Genomic DNA, 18,366 nt, shown 5'->3' on the forward strand with positions numbered 1-18,366 from the left:
GGAATCGCCCATGTTTAAAGTCAACGAGTACTTCGACGGCACCGTCAAGTCGATCGCCTTTGGCACCGCTGAAGGTCCGGCGACCATTGGCGTCATGGCTCCGGGCGAATACGAATTCGGCACCAGCCAGCGTGAAATCATGCACGTGGTGACCGGCGCCCTGACCGTCAAACTGCCAGACAGCACCAACTGGGAAACCTTCGCCGCCGGCAGCCAGTTCAACGTGCCAGCCAACAGCAAATTCCAGCTGAAAGTGGCCGTCGACACCGCTTACCTGTGCGAATACCGCGGCTAAAACCCCGGGTTTTCACAGCGCAAAAAAATGCCCGTGTCCTTGGACACGGGCATTTTTCATTCAGGGTCGCTTATTCCAGGATCGTGACCGGCATGCCGACTTCGAGCTGGCCATTGCCGTCATTGACCAGATTCTGGCCAAACATCGCACCGTCTTCCTGGGCACGGTATTTCTGCAAGGTCGCGAGCGGTTCACGGTCATCGCTGCGTTCGCCGGTCTGCGGATCGATGGTGGTCAGAATGCAGCGCGAACACGGCTTGACCACACGAAACTCGACATCGCCGATACGGATACGCTTCCAGCCGTCCTCGGCATACGCCTCGCTGCCCTCGATCACCAGATTCGGTCGAAAACGCAGCATCTCCAACGAACGCCCGACCTTCTGCGACAGATCCTCAAGGGACGCCTGCCCGATCAGCAGCAACGGGAAGCCATCGGCGAAGGCCACCTGATCGTCGTCCTTGCCATAACCGGCCTGTGTGGTCCGAGCGCGATCAACCGGCACTTGCACCAGGCGAGTCGGCTTGCCAATGAATCTACTGACCCAGGCCCCCGCCTCGTCACCGGCATCAGGCACACGCAAGGTGTCGCGCCAGATAGTCACGCCACGCAACTCAGCGTCGTTGGCAGGCAAGGCAATATCGATCGGCGTGTGGCCGGGAGCGCTGAGGGTCAAACCGCCCTGGGCATTCCACAACGCCGACAGCTGACTCATCTGCGCCACCGCACGCTGGGTCAGGAAGCGCCCGCTGGCCTCGTCCACCAGCATCCAGCGTCGATCCCCGTCCAGCCCCAGTTTGTCGAGACTGACCTGTTGCAGGATCTCGCCCTTGCCGGATTTCAACGGATAACGATAAAGCGCACTCAGACGCAGCATGACCAGCTCCCTGGAGGACAAAAATGCCACCCTATACGAGCTTGCTCATTGAATCAAAGACTGTGAACTGAACACTGCATACCCTGTGGGAGCGGGCTTGCTCGCGAAGGCGGTGTGACAGTCGACATAAATGTTGAATGTTAAACCGCCTTCGCGAGCAAGCCCGCTCCCACAGGTAAGCAGAGTGCAGCCTTTACATCGTGATCAGGCAGGCACTTCGTCGAGCATCAGGCGCTGACGCACCACATCGACCAGTTTGTCCGGCTGGAATTTGGAGAGGAAGTTGTCACAGCCAACCTTCTTGACCATCGAGTCGTTGAAACTGCCGGACAACGAGGTGTGCAGAACCACGTAGAGGCCGCGCAGACGCGGATCGTTACGGATCTCGGTGGTCAGGCGATAGCCGTCCATTTCCGGCATCTCGGCGTCGGTAAAGATCATCAGCAATTTGTCGGTCATGTTCACGCCGGTATCCGCCCAGCCCTTGAGCATGTTCAGCGCTTTCAAGCCATCGCTGGCAATGTGCATCTTCACGCCCAACTGGCCGAGGGTGTCGCGCAACTGCGAGAGCGCCACGTTGGAGTCGTCCACCAGCAGCACTTCACGGCCACGGGCGCGCTCCAGTATTGGATCGTCGAGTTTGTCGCGGGATACCTTGGCGTTGTACGGAACGATTTCGGCGAGGACTTTTTCGACGTCGATAATCTCCACCAACTGATCATCGACCTTGCTGATGGCAGTCAGGTAATGCTGACGGCCGGCGCTGGTCGGCGGCGGCAGAATGGCTTCCCAGTTCATGTTGACGATGCGGTCCACACCGCCAACCAGGAAAGCCTGCACGGAGCGGTTATACTCGGTGACGATGATCGTGCTGGTAGGGCTCGGCACCAGCGGACGCATGCCGATGGCCTGGGACAGGTCGATCACCGGCAACGTCTGGCCACGCAGGTTGACCACGCCGCAGACAAACGGATGGCGCTGGGGCATCAGGGTCAGTTTCGGCAGTTGCAGCACTTCCTGCACTTTGAAAACGTTGATCGCGAACAATTGCCGCCCAGCCAGGCGGAACATGAGAATTTCCAGGCGATTCTCACCCACCAGTTGCGTGCGTTGGTCTACCGTGTCGAGAATGCCGGCCATCAATGACTCCTGGTACTTGTTCTGATGAATTCACTAAAGAGGGTTATCGGCTGTTTTTTCAGGACCTTGACCCCGATGCAAAATGCCATGCCCAGGCATTGATGTCACATTAACATCATGCTTTACTGGCGCCATCACTTCATCTGCTTCACTCCCTGCGGCGCGACCCTGTTTCGTCCATTAGGTTCCCGTGCGTAAGGGATTCCCCTAGTAACAATCAGGCCCAACCTGATATTCGCAATATCCAATAGCCATTAATGTGACGCCATTCTCATTGCATGAACGGAGTCAGGCTTTTGTGTGCGCTCGCAGGTCAGTGGCCATCCACCCTCTTGAACTCCTCCGCCTGCAGACAGCCCGGCTGGAGCGCGATCTCACGACGGCACGGCAACGCCATGGCGCAGATCATTCTCGCTGACACACACGACATTCCCTCATTTGACATGACGTTGTGGAGATAAGCATGCCGAACGACCGTAACGAGTGGGCCAAGCGGTTCCCGGAGTTTCTCGCCGAAGCTGAAACACTCCTGGCCAAATCCGAGGAGTGCCTGAGTCATTTGCAACTGATCAGCAATGACAAGGACGCCATCGAATGCATGCTCAGTACCCTGCTCAAGCTGGCCAACAAGGCCGATGCCCTCGCCCTGGTCGCCGTTTCGGAGTTTTCGCTGCACATTCATGGCCTGCTGAACCATGCCCAAAACCACGTCGACCTGCATGCTCAGGCGCTGGATGCGTTGAAAGACTGCTTCACATTGATGGCCTGGCAACTCGAACTGATCGATCAGACCACCGGCCAACTCAGCCTCGACGACAGTGAACAAACCTCATTGATCGAAGCCTTTGCCTACCAGGTCGGGCAAAACCAGTTTCAGCCACCGGTTAATTCCAAACCGTTCCGGCTCGTTTCCTTTACGGAACGGCAGGCTTAATTTCACCCGATAATAACGCCGTGGTTCGTATTCATATTGCCAAGATGTCACTCTGTAACTTGATCACGCTCATGTCGCAATTGAATATTTCATGCCTGTCAACGACAGCCCGATACAAGTAACTATTCCCTTCCTGCCGATAAACTTTTCCATTGTGGAACTATCGTCCAAAACCTTTATTTCCTGACTCTATAGACATATATACCGAACGCGACCAACGGTATGTTAAGTGGTATTATGCCGACCATTAGTTGACGTCAATTAATGGCAGAGTGACTCAGACAGAGACCCGTCAGTCCATTAGACCGGTCTGCCCGCAGCGAACATCCATTGGCTCCATCCGTTATGTACGCCAGCCTCAAGTCAATCACCATGTGGCCCCCCTCCCGAGTAAACGCGCGTCGGTTCACGCTTTTGTTGTGTACCTGCTCGGCGCTCGGCAGCCTGCTGATCTATGGCCTGTCCACACGCTTGCCGCTAAGTCTGCTGCTGCTCAATATTGCAGCGCTGACGTGCGTCTGGGTGCAGCATCGCCTGTCGCGCAAGTCGATAAAGTTCGAGCCTCAAGAGCTCGCCGACCGTTTATTGAAGGTTCAGGAGAACGAGCGCCACCGGCTCAGTCGTGAACTGCATGACGATATTGGCCAGTTATTGACCGCGGCAAAACTTCAAAGTGAATGGCTCAAACGCCGAATGCCCGAAGAACTGCAAGAGCAATGCGCGGTGCTCTGCGGCACGCTGGAAGAAACCCTGACCAAAGTGCGTGACGTATCGGCCATCCTCAACCCCAGACAGTTGACCAGCCTGGGGCTGGAAGCCAGTCTGCGTGCACATTTGCTCAAGACACTGGGCAATACGACGGTGAACTGGAGCCTGGAATGCCATTCACGCTTGACCGGCATCCCTGAAGAAATGGCGGTGGCCGCCTTTCGAATCACCCAGGAAGCGGTGACCAACATACTGCGCCACGCCGAGGCGAAAAATCTGTTGGTCCGCCTGCAACGCCAGCCTCAAGGCTTGACGCTGTTGATCAGCGACGACGGCCTGGGTTTCGCGCCTGCGACGGATCCGGGTCGTGAGGGGCAGCGCGGAATGGCCGGAATGTCGGAACGTATCGATCAACTGGGCGGTACATTGACCGTCACCAGCGAACCGGGCAAAGGTACTCAAATCGAAGCTCTCTTCCCCTGGGCGCCACGTGCGCTCGAACGGGCCAGTACGAATAAGGTTATGCGTTGACTTGTAACTTACTTCTGGTGGATGACCACTCGCTTATCAGGGCTGGCGTGCGCGCTCTGGTGCTGGATATTCCCGGCTACGCCGTCATCGGCGAGGCCAATGACGGCTCGCAGCTGCTCGAAATGGTCGAGCATCTGTCCCCGGACATCGTGCTGCTGGATATTTCCATGAAGGAAACCGGTGGCCTTGAAGCCTTGCAGCGCCTCAAGCGCGTACGCCCGCAAAGCAAGGTACTGATTCTGTCGATGCACACCGACCCGGCGCTCATCATGCAGGCACTGGAATCCGGTGCCCACGGTTACCTGCTCAAGGACACCACGGCCACCGAACTCGAACATGCCCTGGAAGCCCTGCGCAACAACGAACGCTACCTGAGCCCGGCCATCGCCCATACGGTCATCAACCAGGCGCTGACCCGCAACCAGAAACATCAGCCGGAACCCGCGGACTCGCACAACCTGACGGCACGTCAGCTGGAAATCCTGCGGCTGATTGTTCGCGGAAAATCCACCCGGGAAATCGCCAATGGCCTGGGTTTGAGTATCAAGACGGTCGAAACCCACCGCTCGCAAATCATGAAGCGCTTGCAGATTTACGACGTGGCAGGCCTGGTGCTGTTCGCCGTGCGCGAGCAGATCATCAGTCTGGACGATTGATCATTGCCGGAACGCTCAGCAGCGGCGAGTCCTCGGGCAAATGCACCCGCAGTGCTGCCGGGCGCGCCGAGAAACGCAAGCTGTCGCCTTCCAGTGGTTCACCATCGAGATTGATGTAAAGACCTTCCGAGACCTTGATCTCGACCCATGGCAGACGGGCGCGCACAAACATGCTGTCGATACCGAAGCCGTCGGAGAGCAAACTTTTCAACGTACCCACCACTTCCTGCGGTGCAGGCAGAATACTGATATCCAGCAGACCGTCATCCGCCAGCGCCTGTGGGCACAGCACGTGACCACCACCCGCCTGGCGGCCATTGCCGATGCCCAGTGCCAGCAGCTCGCCACTCCACTGAAAATCCGGGCCATGCAGCTCGCCATAGGCCGCATGCAACTCGCTGAAACGTGACAACCCCGTGAACAGGTAGGCCGCACCTCCGAGCACTTTCTTCAATTCCTCTGACGTGTTGGCCGTGACCTGACTGCCGAAGCCGCCCGTGGCCATATTCAGAAACACCTGCCCGCCGACCTCTCCCAGGTCGATGGCACACGGTTCAGTTTCCAGAAGATTCAAGGCTTGGGCGGGCTCCAGAGGCACACCGGCAGCGCGCGCGAAATCGTTGGCGGTTCCCAACGGCATCAGCACCAGGCTGGCCTGCGTCGACTGCGCAGCCATGGCCTCGGCAATATCACGCAACGTTCCGTCACCGCCCCCAGCGATGACCTGCCTGTAGCCTGCCGCAAGCGCCTCATCCACCAGGCGCCGTGCGTCGCCGGCCTCCCAGGTCAATCGAACAGCCAACTCCCAACCTTGTGCGCGTTTACCCTCGACCGCCGCACGAACCTCCTCGTTGAGCGCCTGCTTGCCATGCAGAATCAACAGTGCCTTGCGTTCGCTCATTGTGATCACCCCCATGTTTGCATTCCGTATGGGAGATGTTGACCGCGATGCGCACCATAAAAGTCGCAGGAAACCGAATTATTTCAAGGAGTCCGGGATTGAGGTCCTACAAGGCGGGATTTTTTCTTACAAAACCTGAGGAATCGGCTCAATTGACCCACCCGTTTGATTGGTACACCTTGGTGGCTGCGGTTTATCAGTCATCAGCAGGAATTACAGGGAAGTACCATGCAAAGCCATGACATCAGGTTACCGGGCATCCCGGTTGCACCACTCGCGGAAAGACGGGCCAAACAGCAAGCCGAATTCAATAAAAGTACAAAACCCACTGGAGAAGCCGAAATGGAACCTCGCGTCGTCGAACTGGAAACTCACCTCGAATACATCCGAAGAGACATGGATGAAGTCCGCAGTGACGTGAAGTCGATCAAACACCGGCTTGCCTATTCAGCCGGTGGCACAGCCGTGGTGCTCGGCCTTCTGGGCTGGATCGCCAACAGTCGTTTCGACCAGGTCGTGGCACTCGTCGCGCATTAAGCGTCAGCCATCAACGCAAAACCCGGTTCGATCAACCGGGTTTGCGTGACCAGCGTGAGACAGGTATCAGCCCAGAACTTCGCTCAGCGGGATGAAAGACACGCTGTCACCTTCGATTAGCGTGCGATCCTCCAGCACTTCAACCAGACCATCGGCCCAGGCTGCGCTGCGCAGTACACCTGAACTCTGATTTTTGTAGATGATCGCCCGGCCGTTTTCCAGACGTCCACGCAAGTACTCGCGTCGACTGCCGGCTTTGGACCAGTTAAACCCTGCCGGCACCTGAAATTTCAGCGGCTCAACCACTTTTACGCCTTGGCGGCGTAATAGATAGGGCCTTGCCAACAAGGCAAAGGTCACAAGGGTCGACGCCGGGTTACCGGGTAAACCAATGACCGGAACCCCACGGAAATGTCCGAAGGTCAGCGGTTTGCCCGGTTTGATAGCGAGTTTCCACAATGTCAGCTCGCCCTCCTCCCGTAAGGCAATGCCCAGAAAATCCGCCTCACCCACCGATACGCCACCGGTCGAGAGGATCAGATCGACGCTTGCCAAACTGGCAAGGCGGGCACGAGTGGTCTCGAGGTCATCTGGAAGAATACCGGCGTCGATCACCTCACAACCCAATCGCTGCAACCAGCTGCAGAGCAACACACGATTGCTGTTGTAGATCTGGCCAGGTCCCAGCGGCTTACCCGGTTCAACCAATTCATCACCGGTGGACAAAACGGCGACGCGAACTTTGCGAATAACCTCCAGCTCTGCGCATCCCAGTGAAGCAGCCAGGCCCTGCTCAATTGGCCCAAGCCGCGTGCCAGCTGGCAGAATCATTTCACCGACGGTAGTTTCCTGGCCTTGTGGCCGGATGTTTTGTCCTGGCGCCAGGGCTTCGGTGAAACGGACTCGTTCATCCGCCTGGATTTCGGCGTTTTCCTGCATCTCTACGCAGTCGGCCCCAGCAGGAACCGGCGCACCGGTGAAGATTCGCGCACAGGTGCCGGGCGTCAAAGGCGGCGGAGCGTTGCCTGCAAAAATCTTCTGGCTGACCACCAACGGCTCTCCCGCCCAGTCGGCCGCGCGCAACGCATAACCATCCATTGCACTGTTGGGCCACGGAGGAAGATCAAGCGTCGAGATCAGGTCATCGGCCAGAACACGACCCTCAAGCTGCGCCAGGGGCAGGCACTCACGCTCACGAATCGGCGTGGCTTCAGCCATTTCCAGCAAGCGCGCCAGTGCGACTTCGACAGCCATCAGGCTGCCTGTCTTGCCTGGCTTACCCACGGGATTCACAGGGCTGCGCCTGTTTCAGATGAGGCACGAAATTGCATGGGCGGTGCCGCGAATCCAGTTGCTCAGCGAGAATACCGTCCCAACCGGTTCGCACAGCGTTGGTCGAGCCGGGCAAGCAGCAGACCAGCGTGCCATTGGCCAAACCGGCCAAGGCGCGGGACTGAACAGTGGAGGAGCCAATATCCGCCACCGATATCTGCCGGAAAAGCTCGCCAAATCCATCGACCTGCTTGTCCAGCAGGCAGCTCACCGCTTCGGGCGTGCTGTCGCGCCCGGTGAATCCCGTACCACCCGTGATCAGGACAACCTGCACCACATCGTCGGCAATCCAGTTGGCGACTTGCGCGCGGATTTTGTAGAGGTCATCTTTGAGCAGAACCCGAGAGGCCAGGTTATGGCCAGCAGCGATCAAGCGGTCAACGAAGACCTGGCCTGACGTGTCGGTTTCCAGAGTACGGGTATCGCTGACAGTCAGCACCGCGATGTTGAGCGGTGCGAAAGGTACATCAGCCTTGGCTTTCATAGGCTCGTCCAGTTGTAGGAGAAACAGCCCGGTGTTATATCACAGCGCCTCCTTTTTTCGCCGCCCCCATGGAGACCTGCCATGACCTCGAATACACATTTGCCACCCTGTTCCATTCTGCTCCTGGCAGGGGGGCGCGGCCAACGCATGGGCGGCCAGGACAAAGGGCTGATCGAATGGCACGGCGCGCCACTGATCGCGCATTTGCATCGCAAGACCCGTCCGTTGAGCGATGACCTGATCATCTCCTGCAACAGGAACCTGGAAAAGTATGCGCCCTACGCCGACCAGTTGGTCCATGACGACGAAGGCGATTTCCCCGGTCCGCTGGCTGGCATGCGTGCAGGCCTGAAGGCCGCTCGTCATGCGTATCTGCTGGTATTGCCTTGTGACGTACCGCGCATCGATGCCGCGCTGCTCCACAGCATGCGCGAAACCGCCAGCCAGCATCCGGACAAACCGCTGATGCTGCGCCATGACGGACACTGGGAACCCTTGCTGTGCATCATTCCGGTTGCCCTGCGAGAAGCGTTCGAAAGTGCCTGGAATGACGGCGAACGCAGCCCGGGGCGCCTCATGCGCAAACTGGGCGCCACGGCGTTGCAATGCCCCGACAACGATCCTCGCCTGGCCAACCTCAATACACCGGAACTGTTAAGTGCCCACAACACTGTGTCAGACTGACACGAGAATGAACTTGCACGTGTCGCGAACGTCTCAAGCTCAGTTACCAAAAGAATTCATATTCGGAGACACACTCATGACTCAACGGACCCTCGCCGCTTTCATGCTCGCACTCGGCCTCGCTACCCTTGCCGGTTGCGCATCGCCTGCAGTGATCACCTTGAATGACGGTCGCGAAATCCAGGCTGTCGACTCGCCAAAATACGATAAGGAATCGGGTTTCTACGAATTTGAACAGTTGGACGGCAAACAAACCCGCGTCAACAAGGATCAAGTTCGTACCGTCAAAGAGCTGTAATCTTTGCGGCACCAACCGGATACAGAAAAGCCCGCTTTATGCGGGCTTTTTCGTGGCTGAAAAACAGCCATCACCATTGCAGGGTGATAGCGCTCTCGAAGTCTCTTTCCTCACCCGTGACCGGGTCCACAAACCGAAGCCCTTGTGCGAGCAACTTCAACGGATTGGCATAGTCGTCTTCGACATCCTTGAGCACTTGCGGATAGAACGGGTCATTGCAGATGCTGGCCCCCAAAGCCGTCATGTGCACCCGCAACTGATGCTTCTTGCCTGTCACCGGGTAAAGCGCATATCGCCAGAGATCGCCGTTCTTCTCCCTGACCTCGACGGCCGTCTCGGTATTGCTGGCGCCCGGCCCCTCTTGCATACGAAAGAAAGGCTCGCCATCAACGAGCCGACTCTTGTGGACCAAGGGAAAGGTCAGTTCCGGCAATGCCCTGGCAATAGCCTCGTAGCGCTTTTCGATCTGCCGCGTTGGAAACAACGACTGATACGCGGAACGGCTCTGAGGATTGGCTGAAAACAGCACCAGCCCCGCCGTATGCCGATCAATGCGATGCAACGGCACCAGGTGCGGGTTATCCAGCCGACGGATCAACCGTCGAAGCAGCGTCTGCTCGACATATTCACCCGCTGGCGTCACAGGCAGGAAATGCGGCTTGTCTGCCACCACCAGGTGCTCGTCCGCGTACAGAATCGACTCGACCACAGGGATCGGCTTTTCGTCCGGCACTTCCCGAAAGTAGTGAATCCGCAGGCCTTCCTTGTAAGGAAGATCAAGGGCGATTGGCGCACCGTGCCCGTCGAGTACGCGACCACGGGCGATTCGGTCCAGCCATTGCTCGCGACCGATGGCACTGAAGTGCTCGCACAGGCATTCAAGTACGGTCTGCCACGGGCCAGGTGGCAAGTAGAGCGTACTGGCCTGGCTGTGCGCAGCAGAAAAAGATGAAGTGGACATACGGAAGTTCTGACCCTCAATGCAGGGCGGCATTATCCAACAGAGGCCGGACCGAACCTAGCAGAGAATCCTCAGGCCGGAATCGACTGCGTGCGCGCCGCCGCTTCAGTGAACTCCTTGAGCCAGCGCAACACATCGACCGCCTCCCAGCGACCCGGATCGTAAAGTGCGTACAACAAGCCCTGATAGCCCACGACGTCCAGCTGCCGGTGATACCCCGCGCGCTGGAACAGTGCTTCGATTTCAGCGAAACAGGTATTGAAATGCAGCTTGTTGAACGGCGTTTTTCCTTCCGTGACCAGGCCATCCAGACGCAACTCGAGGACGGCCTCACGCACTACGTCCACCGACATCCGGTTCACGCTGTTTTTCAACTGTTCGACATTGACCAAGATTCATCCCTCTGACTTCCGGGATCGCCTGCCTGAATCCGCAATAAAGAGAACACGACTGGTGATCGGCATAACTGTATGCACATACAGTAACCGAATAACCTGCATTTCGCCAATGACCGAAACAGGAACAGCGACGGATGGGAATCGCGAAAAATGTCGAGGTCAGCGCAGGAACGCCACGACCTGCTCGGCACCGAATGGCCAGCCCAGTTCAGCGCCGGTATCGACTCGCCGTAACACCGGAATACGCAGGCTGTAGGCTTCGAACCATGATTCATCGTCAGCGATATCCACCAGTTCGACCAGCAGACCGCGCTCGACAAATTCCATCAGCATGGCTTCCGCCACTTCGCAGAGATGGCACCCAAGGGTGCCGAAAAGCTGACATTCAGGAGGCATGAGCACACAACCCGGTAAAGTGAGCGTTTATTCTAGGCCCGCTATAAGAAGCAGTCGAGCCAATGACTCAGGCGCCTTGGCAACGACGCATTTCCAAAGTTTTCGGCAACTCCCTGACTCAAATCACTCAAGCGCAATGTCACTTGCGCGATGCTCGCGGCTTTTTTTGCCTCTACGCTTGAGTAACTCGCACCTTGACCGGAGTTTTTTGTGTTCGCCAACCTGTTGATCATCCTCGCCTCCTCTCTGGTGGTGATTGCACTGTTCCAGCGCCTGCGCCTGCCACCGGTGCTGGGCTATCTGTGCGTGGGGTTGATGATCGGACCGACCGCGTTCAACTGGGTCAATGAAAGCGAGGAGTTGCCCGACCTCGCCGAGCTGGGCGTGGTGTTTCTGTTGTTCTCCCTCGGGCTGGAGTTTTCCCTGACGAAAATGCTCGCGTTGCGCCACGTGGTGTTTCGGCTGGGCGGCCTGCAAGTACTGGTCACCGCGACATTGCTTGGGGGGGTGCTGATGTTGCTCGGCATGTCGGTAACCCCTGCGCTGCTGCTCGGTGCCGGTCTGTCGCTGTCGTCCACCGCCATTGTCAGCAAGGAGCTGGGCAGTCTCGGCGAGATTTTCAGCAGCCACGGCCAGAACGCCATTGCGGTGCTGCTGTTCCAGGACGTCGTGGCGGTGTTGCTGCTGACCCTGGTGCCGGTGTTCGCCGGGAACAGCGATCAGGCCTGGTACTGGGCGTTACCTGTGACGCTCGGCAAGACCGTTGTGCTGTTCGTCGGGCTGTTGCTGACCAGTCGCTGGTTGCTGCCGCGGCTGTTCCATGAAGTGGCGGCGGCCCGCTCCGCCGAGCTGTTTGTGCTGCTGGCGCTGGTCATTGTGCTGCTGACCGCCTGGCTGACTCACCTGCTCGGTCTCTCCCCTGCCCTGGGGGCGTTTCTCGCCGGCATGCTGCTGGGGGAAAGTCATTACCGCCATCAAATCGAGGCCGATATCCGTCCGTTCCGCGACATTCTGCTCGGGGTGTTTTTCGTCAGCATCGGCATGTTGATCGACCTGCAGTTGTTTGCCAGCCACGGCCTGCTGATCCTCGGTCTGACCCTCGGTTTGCTGCTGATCAAAGGCTGCGTGGTCGCGCTGCTGGTCAAATGGCGCGGCAGCGATGTCGAAACCGCCTGGCGCAGCGGCCTGGCTTTGGCCCAGGGCGGCGAGTTCTGTTTTGCGCTGATGGCCCTGATGCAACAAAACAAAATGATGCCCGCCGACCTCGGCGGGCTGCTGCTGGCCGCGACATTCTGCTCGATGCTGCTGACGCCACTGTTGCTGCGTTCGGCGCCCCGCATCGCAACGCGTCTGCACCGCAAGCCCAACGAAGAAGCCAAGCTCGACGAAATAAGCGCGCTGAACGCCGGACTGCACAGCCATGTGGTGATCTGTGGCTATGGTCGCGTCGGTCAGTCGATCGGGCGAGCGCTGCGCAATGCGCTGCAGCCCTATATCGCGCTGGACACCGATCCGGTGCGTGTCCAGGAAGCCGCCGTGGGTGAAACCTGTGTGCACTATGGCGACTCACGACGCGGTGAACTGCTGCTCGCGGTAGGACTGGCGCGCGCCAGGCTGCTGGTGATTGCCGTGGACCAGGCCGATATCGCGTTACTGATTCTCCAGGAGGCGCGCCGATTAAACTCGACCGTTCCAATCCTGGTACGCACTCGGGACGACAGCCAACTGGCCGAGTTGAAAGCAGCCGGCGCCAGCGAAGTCGTGCCCGAATTGCTGGAGTCGAGCCTGATGCTCGCCTCCCACGCGTTGATCATGCTGGGTATACCCGCGCATCAGGTCCAAGAGCGAGCCGACCAGATACGGCATGACCGCTATCGCCTGCTGCACGGTTTTTATCCCGGTGCCGACGATGAAGAAACCTGACTCAGTCCTGGCTCACGGCGCCGATCTTGTGCACCGACAGGTCCGCGCCGTAATACTCTTCTTCCTGACTCAGGCGCAGGCCATGGAACGCCTTGATCACGCCATACACGGTGAAGCCGCCGGCCAGCGCCACGACCACCCCGAGGGAGGTTCCGATCAACTGACTGACCAGGCTCACCCCACCCAGGCCACCCAGTGCGCTCTGACCGAAAATGCCACAGGCGATCCCGCCCCAGACACCGCACAGACCGTGCAACGGCCAGACACCCAATACGTCATCGATGTGCCATTTGCCTTGCGCAGCGGTAAAGCACCAGACAAACAGCGCCCCGGCGATGGCGCCGGTCACCAGCGCGCCGACCGGGTGCATCAGATCGGAACCGGCGCAAATCGCCACCAGCCCGGCCAACGGGCCGTTATGCAGAAAGCCCGGGTCATTGCGCCCAACGATCAGCGCCGCCACGGTGCCGCCCACCATGGCCATCAGCGAGTTCACCGCGACCAACCCGCTAACGCCCTGCAAGGTTTGCGCGCTCATCACGTTAAAACCGAACCAGCCCACGATGAGAATCCACGAGCCCAGGGCCAGGAAAGGAATGCTCGACGGTGCGAACGCCACCAGGCGTCCCTCGCGATAGCGACCTTGCCTCGGCCCGAGCAACAACACCGCTGCCAGCGCCAGCCAGCCGCCCATGGCATGGACTACCACCGAACCGGCGAAATCATGGAAGCTGGCACCAAAGCGCGCGAGCAACCAGGCCTGCAAGCCAAAGTTGCCATTCCAGATCATGCCCTCGAAAAAGGGATAGATGAACGCCACGATCAACGCCGTCGCACACAACTGCGGAACGAACCGGGCGCGCTCGGCGATGCCGCCGGAAATGATTGCCGGTATGGCTGCGGCGAACGTCAGCAGAAAGAAAAACTTCACCAGGCCATAGCCATGATCGGCATTGATCACCGCCGCCGGTTGCATGAAGGTGACCCCGTAGGAAATCCAATAGCCTATAAAGAAGTAGGCAAGGGTCGAAATGGCGAAGTCGCTGAGGATCTTCGACAAGGCGTTAACCTGATTCTTCTGTCGAACCGTGCCGACTTCGAGAAAGGCAAAACCGGCGTGCATGGCCAAGACCATGACTGCACCGATCAGAATGAACAACGTGTTGGAGCTATGGACCAGACTGTCCACAGCGCTTTGCAGATTTTCCATGGAGTTGGCAGACCTGAAGGCTAAAAAAGCACCAAAGCAGTTCGCGCAGACAATTCATGCACCAAGTTGCAACTTCGCCGGATCAGTCCATTGATCCCGATGAGTCACTTTGGCGCACAAGGTTGGAACCTTTGCGCGAGGTTTCATTATTTGAGATAAGGTTTTGCTCGATTCTTGCCCAGCAACAGCGCAAACACGCGGGCTGACGCACCACGACATAGCAAAAGTTGTACCAGTCATTTGTACTGAACCTTCGCGCAAGGCTCATACTCGAACGCAACAGAAGCCACTTACGGAGATCACCAATGGCCAGCATCAAGGCAAAGACTGCTCAAGAAATCCTGATGAACGACTTCCAGACCCTGGTCAGCGACACCGAGCGGTTGCTGGAACACACCGCCACATTGGCCGGTGATCAGGCGGATGAGTTGCGCGAACAGATCCACGACAGCCTGCTGCGTGCACGCGAAACCTTGAAACTGACTGAAGACTCCCTGCGCGAACGCGGCAAGGCCGCCGTCACCGCCACTGAAGACTATGTTCAGGCCAACCCATGGCAATCGGTCGGGATCGCGGCCGGCGTGGGTTTCCTGATCGGTCTGCTGGCAACACGGCGCTGATTATGGCGATCGGTGAATCCGGCTCGTCCGCGACGGGCCCAAGCTCCTCATCGCGGCGCCTGGGTGCCGCTTTCCTTGGACTGCTGCACAGCCATGTCGAACTGTTCGGCATCGAATTGCAGGAACAAAAAGCCCGCACCGTCAGCCTGCTGCTGTTCGCAGGCCTGGCGCTGGTGTTTGCCTTGCTGTTGCTGGTGGGGTTGTCGACGCTGGTTTTGATCCTGTTTTGGGACACCTATCGCCTGCCCGCCATCATCGGGCTCTGCGTGTTCTACACCCTCGCGGCCATCTTCTGCGCGATGCGCTTGAGAGCAGCGATTTTCGATGAATCCTCGCCCTTCAATGGCACCCTGGAAGAACTGGCCAACGATCGGGAGCGTCTGCTGCCATGAGCCTGCCTGAACTGCCTCACAACAGCTCGCGCACGGAAATGCGCAAGGCGCTGATCCGTCTGCGCATGGAAATGCATCGCCAGGAAATCCGTCACGAATCCGCGCAACTGCTGCAACCCTTGCAACGTGTGCGCGGGATGACGCAAAACCTGCAAGACGGCTTCGGCATCAAGCACGCCCCGCTCTGGGGCGTAGCGGCCGTGACCCTGCTGGGCTTTTTGACCGGCAAGGGCGCCAAGAGCGGTGGCGTCAGCAGCCTGACTCGACTGGTTCGGCTAGGCACCACGCTGGGGCCGCTGATCAAGCTGATCCTGCAAGGCAACTCGCCCAAACACTGAAGCCACTAGCTGGCTGCATTCTTGCAACATCACCGGGATGAACCTCTTTATCGAGGGGTTCAAACCTGCACGCCTACCCGGCATCAGGTTCAATCCAAAAACAAGACCTTACTAAGGAGGCCTCGTGATCGACGGGCAACCGCTCGCCTGCTTTCAGCCGTTCATCGATACCGCCACCGGCCGTATCGCCGGCGTCGAAGCACTGGGCCGACTGCGTCAGGCCGACGGTCAATTGGCCTCGGTGGGTCCACTGTTCGCCGACCCGAGAACACCCGCCATCGCCCTGCGTCGCCTGGACCGCCAGATCCGCGATAACGCCCTGAGCCGTTTGCATGAAGCGCCCCCGGAGTGGTTTCTCAGCCTGAACATGTCACCGCGCTGGATCAGTCGCTTGCGTGCAGACCAGGCACTGCCGAGCCTCAAGCAATTGAGCCGGCACGGCGTCGACCCGCAGCGAATTGTGTTCGAGATCACTGAACTGGGCGGTGACATTCAGCGTCTGGCCGACGTGGTGGCGCGATACCGACACGCCGGCGCGCGAATCGCCATCGATGATTTCGGTGCCGGTTACTCACAGCTTGATCGCGTGCTGGCCCTGCAACCGGACATTCTCAAGCTCGACATGCGACTGTTCCAGGCCGCGGCGTTGGGCGGCCCCAGCAGCGACGTGGTCAAGGCCCTGGCGCAAATGGCGGAGAAAACCGGGTGCTGGATCATTGCCGAAGGGGTGGAAACCGAGGCTCAACTGAATTTTGCCCTGGAGTGCGGATCGCGCTATGTGCAGGGTTTTCTGTTTGCCCGCGCGCAAGCAGACTTCTTCGCCACAGACGCCTTCGTCAAGCGCTTTGCCCAGCTGCGTCAGCGCTATGTACAGCAGAAACTGGCTGAGCGCGGTCGCCTGATGATCATGCGCCAGCAACTTTGCGAGCTGATGGCGATTCTGCAAGCCTGGGCCCAGGCCAGCGCGCCGCTCAGCGCATTGCCACAATTGGACGCCTTTCCCTGGCTCTTGCGTTTCTATCAATGCGACCGCCACGGCACTCAACTGACGCCCAACCTCGAATGGCGTAACAGCGGCTGGGAAGCCGACGATCGCTACCTGGGCCATAACTGGTCATGGCGTCCGTACTTTTATCATTTGCTGGCGGAGGGTTGGGATGAGCGCCGACTGACGCTTTCCAACACTTACCGCGACGCCACCAGCAACCAGTACTGCCTCACCGCCGGGCAATTTTTCGCCAACGGCGAGCGACTGCTGCTCATCGACATCGACGCTGCGGGGCTGTAGTTCCGCTTGCAGGTCCTGACGCGAACCGGGAAGCTTAAGGCATCAGTCACCTGACGGAGAGAATCAGCCTTGGATTGGCAAACCCTGCTTACCCGCGAACGCCTCGGAAAGCCGCTGCACAGCCCGGAAGAACTCGGCCGCAGCCCTTTCCACAAAGACCACGACCGCATCATTTTCTCGGGAGCGTTTCGCCGCCTCGGACGCAAGACCCAGGTGCATCCGGTCACCAGCAACGATCACATCCACACGCGCCTGACCCACTCGCTGGAAGTCAGTTGCGTCGGCCGCTCGCTGGGCATGCGTGTCGGTGAAACCATCCGCAGCGCCCTGCCCGACTGGTGCGAACCCAGTGACCTGGGCATGGTGGTGCAATCCGCTTGCCTGGCCCACGACATCGGCAACCCGCCCTTCGGCCACTCCGGCGAAGACGCGATCCGTCACTGGTTCCAACAGGCCGCCGGCCGCGGCTGGCTGGATGCAATGAGCGAAGCCGAACGCAATGACTTCCTCAACTTCGAAGGCAACGCCCAAGGTTTCCGGGTGCTCACCCAACTTGAGTACCATCAGTTCGATGGCGGTACCCGGCTGACCTACGCCACGCTGGGCACTTACCTGAAATACCCATGGACGGCCATGCACGCCGATTCGCTGGGTTACAAAAAGCACAAATTCGGCTGCTATCAAAGTGAACTGCCGCTGCTGGAGCAGATCGCCCATAAACTCGGCCTGCCGCAGCTCGAAGATCAGCGCTGGGCCCGCCATCCGCTGGTCTATCTGATGGAGGCCGCCGATGACATCTGCTACGCGCTGATCGATCTGGAAGACGGTCTGGAAATGGAGTTGCTGGAGTACGCTGAAGTCGAGTCCCTGTTGCTGGACCTGGTCGGCGACGATCTGCCGGAAACCTATCGCCTGCTCGGCCCGCGTGATTCGCGCCGACGCAAACTGGCGATTCTGCGCGGCAAAGCCATCGAACACCTGACCAACGCCGCCGCCCGCGCTTTTGTCGAGCAACAGGATGCATTGCTGGCCGGTACACTGCCCGGTGATCTGGTGGAGCACATGCACGGTCCGGCCAAGCGTTGCGTACTGAATGCCAAGGACATGGCGCGCAAGAAAATCTTTCAGGACAAGCGCAAGACCCTGCACGAAATCGGTGCCTATACCACGCTGGAAATCCTGCTCAACGCCTTCTGCGGCGCAGCCCTGGAACAGCACAACGGGCGGGCGCCTTCGTTCAAGAGCCGTCGCATCCTCGATTTGCTGGGTAACAACGCGCCAGACCCTCACGGGCCATTGCACACGTCGTTCCTGCGCATGATTGACTTCATCGCCGGCATGACCGACAGCTATGCCAGCGAAATGGCCCTGGAGATGACCGGTCGTTCGAGCCACTGACGAGAGCAGGTTGATCAGCCATTACGCCGCCTGAAATGGCTGATCAGCCTCCCAACGCCCAAGTG

Annotated in this window: 22 protein-coding genes; 13 read left to right on the forward strand and 9 right to left on the reverse strand. The window is 58.8% G+C overall.

Annotated elements, in window-relative coordinates:
• Positions 1 to 10 precede the first annotated feature (10 nt).
• The gene (locus IB245_RS13735) at positions 11 to 295 is read left to right on the forward strand and encodes a pyrimidine/purine nucleoside phosphorylase (protein ID WP_008030293.1); all 285 of its coding nucleotides are present in this window, start codon (positions 11 to 13) and stop codon (positions 293 to 295) included.
• Positions 296 to 365: 70 nt separating this feature from the next.
• Here the strand turns inward: IB245_RS13735 and IB245_RS13740 are convergent, their stop codons facing one another.
• A complete protein-coding gene (locus IB245_RS13740; RefSeq protein ID WP_192227855.1) occupies positions 366 to 1,172 on the reverse strand; it encodes an MOSC domain-containing protein in 807 nt (268 codons plus the stop codon).
• A 204-nt stretch (positions 1,173 to 1,376) separates the two neighbouring features.
• Positions 1,377 to 2,312 (reverse strand): chemotaxis protein CheV, encoded by a 936-nt coding sequence (locus IB245_RS13745; protein WP_008044401.1) that lies wholly within the window; start codon positions 2,310 to 2,312, stop codon positions 1,377 to 1,379.
• A 463-nt stretch (positions 2,313 to 2,775) separates the two neighbouring features.
• On the opposite strand from IB245_RS13745, the gene IB245_RS13750 reads away from it, so the two are divergent.
• The 3 genes from IB245_RS13750 (at position 2,776) to IB245_RS13760 (ending at position 5,141) form a co-directional block, all read left to right on the forward strand.
• Positions 2,776 to 3,246 carry a hypothetical protein gene (locus IB245_RS13750; RefSeq protein WP_008030299.1) on the forward strand — a complete coding sequence of 157 codons (471 nt, stop codon included), beginning with the start codon at positions 2,776 to 2,778 and terminating at the stop codon, positions 3,244 to 3,246.
• Between the two features lie 345 nt (positions 3,247 to 3,591).
• On the forward strand, positions 3,592 to 4,485 hold the full coding sequence (locus IB245_RS13755) for a sensor histidine kinase (protein ID WP_192227965.1): 894 nt from the start codon (positions 3,592 to 3,594) through the stop codon (positions 4,483 to 4,485).
• Complete coding sequence (locus tag IB245_RS13760; protein WP_032828800.1) at positions 4,482 to 5,141, forward strand: response regulator transcription factor; 660 nt, start codon at positions 4,482 to 4,484, stop codon at positions 5,139 to 5,141. Before IB245_RS13755 ends, IB245_RS13760 begins: the two co-directional genes overlap by 4 nt.
• Here the strand turns inward: IB245_RS13760 and yegS are convergent.
• Positions 5,125 to 6,042 (reverse strand): lipid kinase YegS, encoded by a 918-nt coding sequence (yegS, locus tag IB245_RS13765; RefSeq protein ID WP_192227966.1) that lies wholly within the window; start codon positions 6,040 to 6,042, stop codon positions 5,125 to 5,127. The two genes, IB245_RS13760 and yegS, sit on opposite strands and share 17 nt — an antisense overlap.
• A 228-nt stretch (positions 6,043 to 6,270) precedes the next feature.
• Here yegS and IB245_RS13770 point away from each other — a divergent pair, with 228 nt between their 5' ends.
• Positions 6,271 to 6,579: a hypothetical protein gene (locus tag IB245_RS13770; RefSeq protein ID WP_192227856.1), complete on the forward strand. Its 309-nt coding sequence runs from the start codon at positions 6,271 to 6,273 to the stop codon at positions 6,577 to 6,579.
• 66 nt (positions 6,580 to 6,645) lie between these two features.
• Here the strand turns inward: IB245_RS13770 and glp are convergent, their stop codons facing one another.
• Positions 6,646 to 7,833 carry a gephyrin-like molybdotransferase Glp gene (gene glp, locus IB245_RS13775; RefSeq protein WP_192227857.1) on the reverse strand — a complete coding sequence of 396 codons (1,188 nt, stop codon included), beginning with the start codon at positions 7,831 to 7,833 and terminating at the stop codon, positions 6,646 to 6,648.
• Between the two features lie 22 nt (positions 7,834 to 7,855).
• Entirely contained in the window at positions 7,856 to 8,395 is a 540-nt protein-coding gene (gene moaB / locus IB245_RS13780) for a molybdenum cofactor biosynthesis protein B (protein ID WP_008030315.1), read from the reverse strand.
• A gap of 81 nt (positions 8,396 to 8,476) precedes the next feature.
• On the opposite strand from moaB, the gene mobA reads away from it, so the two are divergent.
• Positions 8,477 to 9,079 carry a molybdenum cofactor guanylyltransferase MobA gene (gene mobA / locus IB245_RS13785; RefSeq protein WP_192227858.1) on the forward strand — a complete coding sequence of 201 codons (603 nt, stop codon included), beginning with the start codon at positions 8,477 to 8,479 and terminating at the stop codon, positions 9,077 to 9,079.
• Positions 9,080 to 9,155: 76 nt separating this feature from the next.
• Positions 9,156 to 9,377: a YgdI/YgdR family lipoprotein gene (locus tag IB245_RS13790; RefSeq protein WP_008030318.1), complete on the forward strand. Its 222-nt coding sequence runs from the start codon at positions 9,156 to 9,158 to the stop codon at positions 9,375 to 9,377.
• 70 nt (positions 9,378 to 9,447) lie between these two features.
• Here IB245_RS13790 and IB245_RS13795 read toward each other — a convergent pair whose 3' ends face one another.
• From IB245_RS13795 to IB245_RS13805, 3 genes are all read right to left on the reverse strand, one after another.
• Positions 9,448 to 10,338: a pseudouridine synthase gene (locus tag IB245_RS13795; RefSeq protein ID WP_032828803.1), complete on the reverse strand. Its 891-nt coding sequence runs from the start codon at positions 10,336 to 10,338 to the stop codon at positions 9,448 to 9,450.
• Positions 10,339 to 10,409: 71 nt separating this feature from the next.
• The gene (locus IB245_RS13800; protein ID WP_192227859.1) at positions 10,410 to 10,730 is read right to left on the reverse strand and encodes a transcriptional regulator; all 321 of its coding nucleotides are present in this window, start codon (positions 10,728 to 10,730) and stop codon (positions 10,410 to 10,412) included.
• A 165-nt stretch (positions 10,731 to 10,895) separates the two neighbouring features.
• Positions 10,896 to 11,132, reverse strand: a complete 237-nt coding sequence (locus IB245_RS13805) for a glutaredoxin family protein (RefSeq protein WP_192227860.1) — start codon at positions 11,130 to 11,132, stop codon at positions 10,896 to 10,898.
• A gap of 210 nt (positions 11,133 to 11,342) precedes the next feature.
• Here IB245_RS13805 and IB245_RS13810 point away from each other — a divergent pair, with 210 nt between their 5' ends.
• Positions 11,343 to 13,055 carry a cation:proton antiporter gene (locus IB245_RS13810; protein ID WP_192227861.1) on the forward strand — a complete coding sequence of 571 codons (1,713 nt, stop codon included), beginning with the start codon at positions 11,343 to 11,345 and terminating at the stop codon, positions 13,053 to 13,055.
• A gap of 1 nt (position 13,056) precedes the next feature.
• Here IB245_RS13810 and IB245_RS13815 read toward each other — a convergent pair whose 3' ends face one another.
• The gene (locus IB245_RS13815; RefSeq protein WP_192227862.1) at positions 13,057 to 14,265 is read right to left on the reverse strand and encodes an ammonium transporter; all 1,209 of its coding nucleotides are present in this window, start codon (positions 14,263 to 14,265) and stop codon (positions 13,057 to 13,059) included.
• A gap of 305 nt (positions 14,266 to 14,570) precedes the next feature.
• On the opposite strand from IB245_RS13815, the gene IB245_RS13820 reads away from it, so the two are divergent.
• The 5 genes from IB245_RS13820 (at position 14,571) to IB245_RS13840 (ending at position 18,301) form a co-directional block, all read left to right on the forward strand.
• Positions 14,571 to 14,885 (forward strand): DUF883 family protein, encoded by a 315-nt coding sequence (locus IB245_RS13820; RefSeq protein ID WP_008030332.1) that lies wholly within the window; start codon positions 14,571 to 14,573, stop codon positions 14,883 to 14,885.
• Between the two features lie 2 nt (positions 14,886 to 14,887).
• Positions 14,888 to 15,277, forward strand: coding sequence for a phage holin family protein (locus tag IB245_RS13825; protein WP_192227863.1), 390 nt, complete (start codon positions 14,888 to 14,890; stop codon positions 15,275 to 15,277).
• The gene (locus IB245_RS13830) at positions 15,274 to 15,615 is read left to right on the forward strand and encodes a hypothetical protein (protein ID WP_008044376.1); all 342 of its coding nucleotides are present in this window, start codon (positions 15,274 to 15,276) and stop codon (positions 15,613 to 15,615) included. The genes IB245_RS13825 and IB245_RS13830 overlap by 4 nt, the downstream gene beginning before the upstream one ends.
• A 124-nt stretch (positions 15,616 to 15,739) precedes the next feature.
• Positions 15,740 to 16,903: an EAL domain-containing protein gene (locus IB245_RS13835; RefSeq protein WP_192227864.1), complete on the forward strand. Its 1,164-nt coding sequence runs from the start codon at positions 15,740 to 15,742 to the stop codon at positions 16,901 to 16,903.
• A 69-nt stretch (positions 16,904 to 16,972) separates the two neighbouring features.
• On the forward strand, positions 16,973 to 18,301 hold the full coding sequence (locus tag IB245_RS13840; protein WP_192227865.1) for a deoxyguanosinetriphosphate triphosphohydrolase: 1,329 nt from the start codon (positions 16,973 to 16,975) through the stop codon (positions 18,299 to 18,301).
• Positions 18,302 to 18,366 lie beyond the last annotated feature (65 nt).

The sequence above is a fragment of the Pseudomonas sp. PDM02 genome (assembly GCF_014852285.1).
In the GTDB taxonomy this organism is placed as follows: domain Bacteria; phylum Pseudomonadota; class Gammaproteobacteria; order Pseudomonadales; family Pseudomonadaceae; genus Aquipseudomonas; species Aquipseudomonas migulae.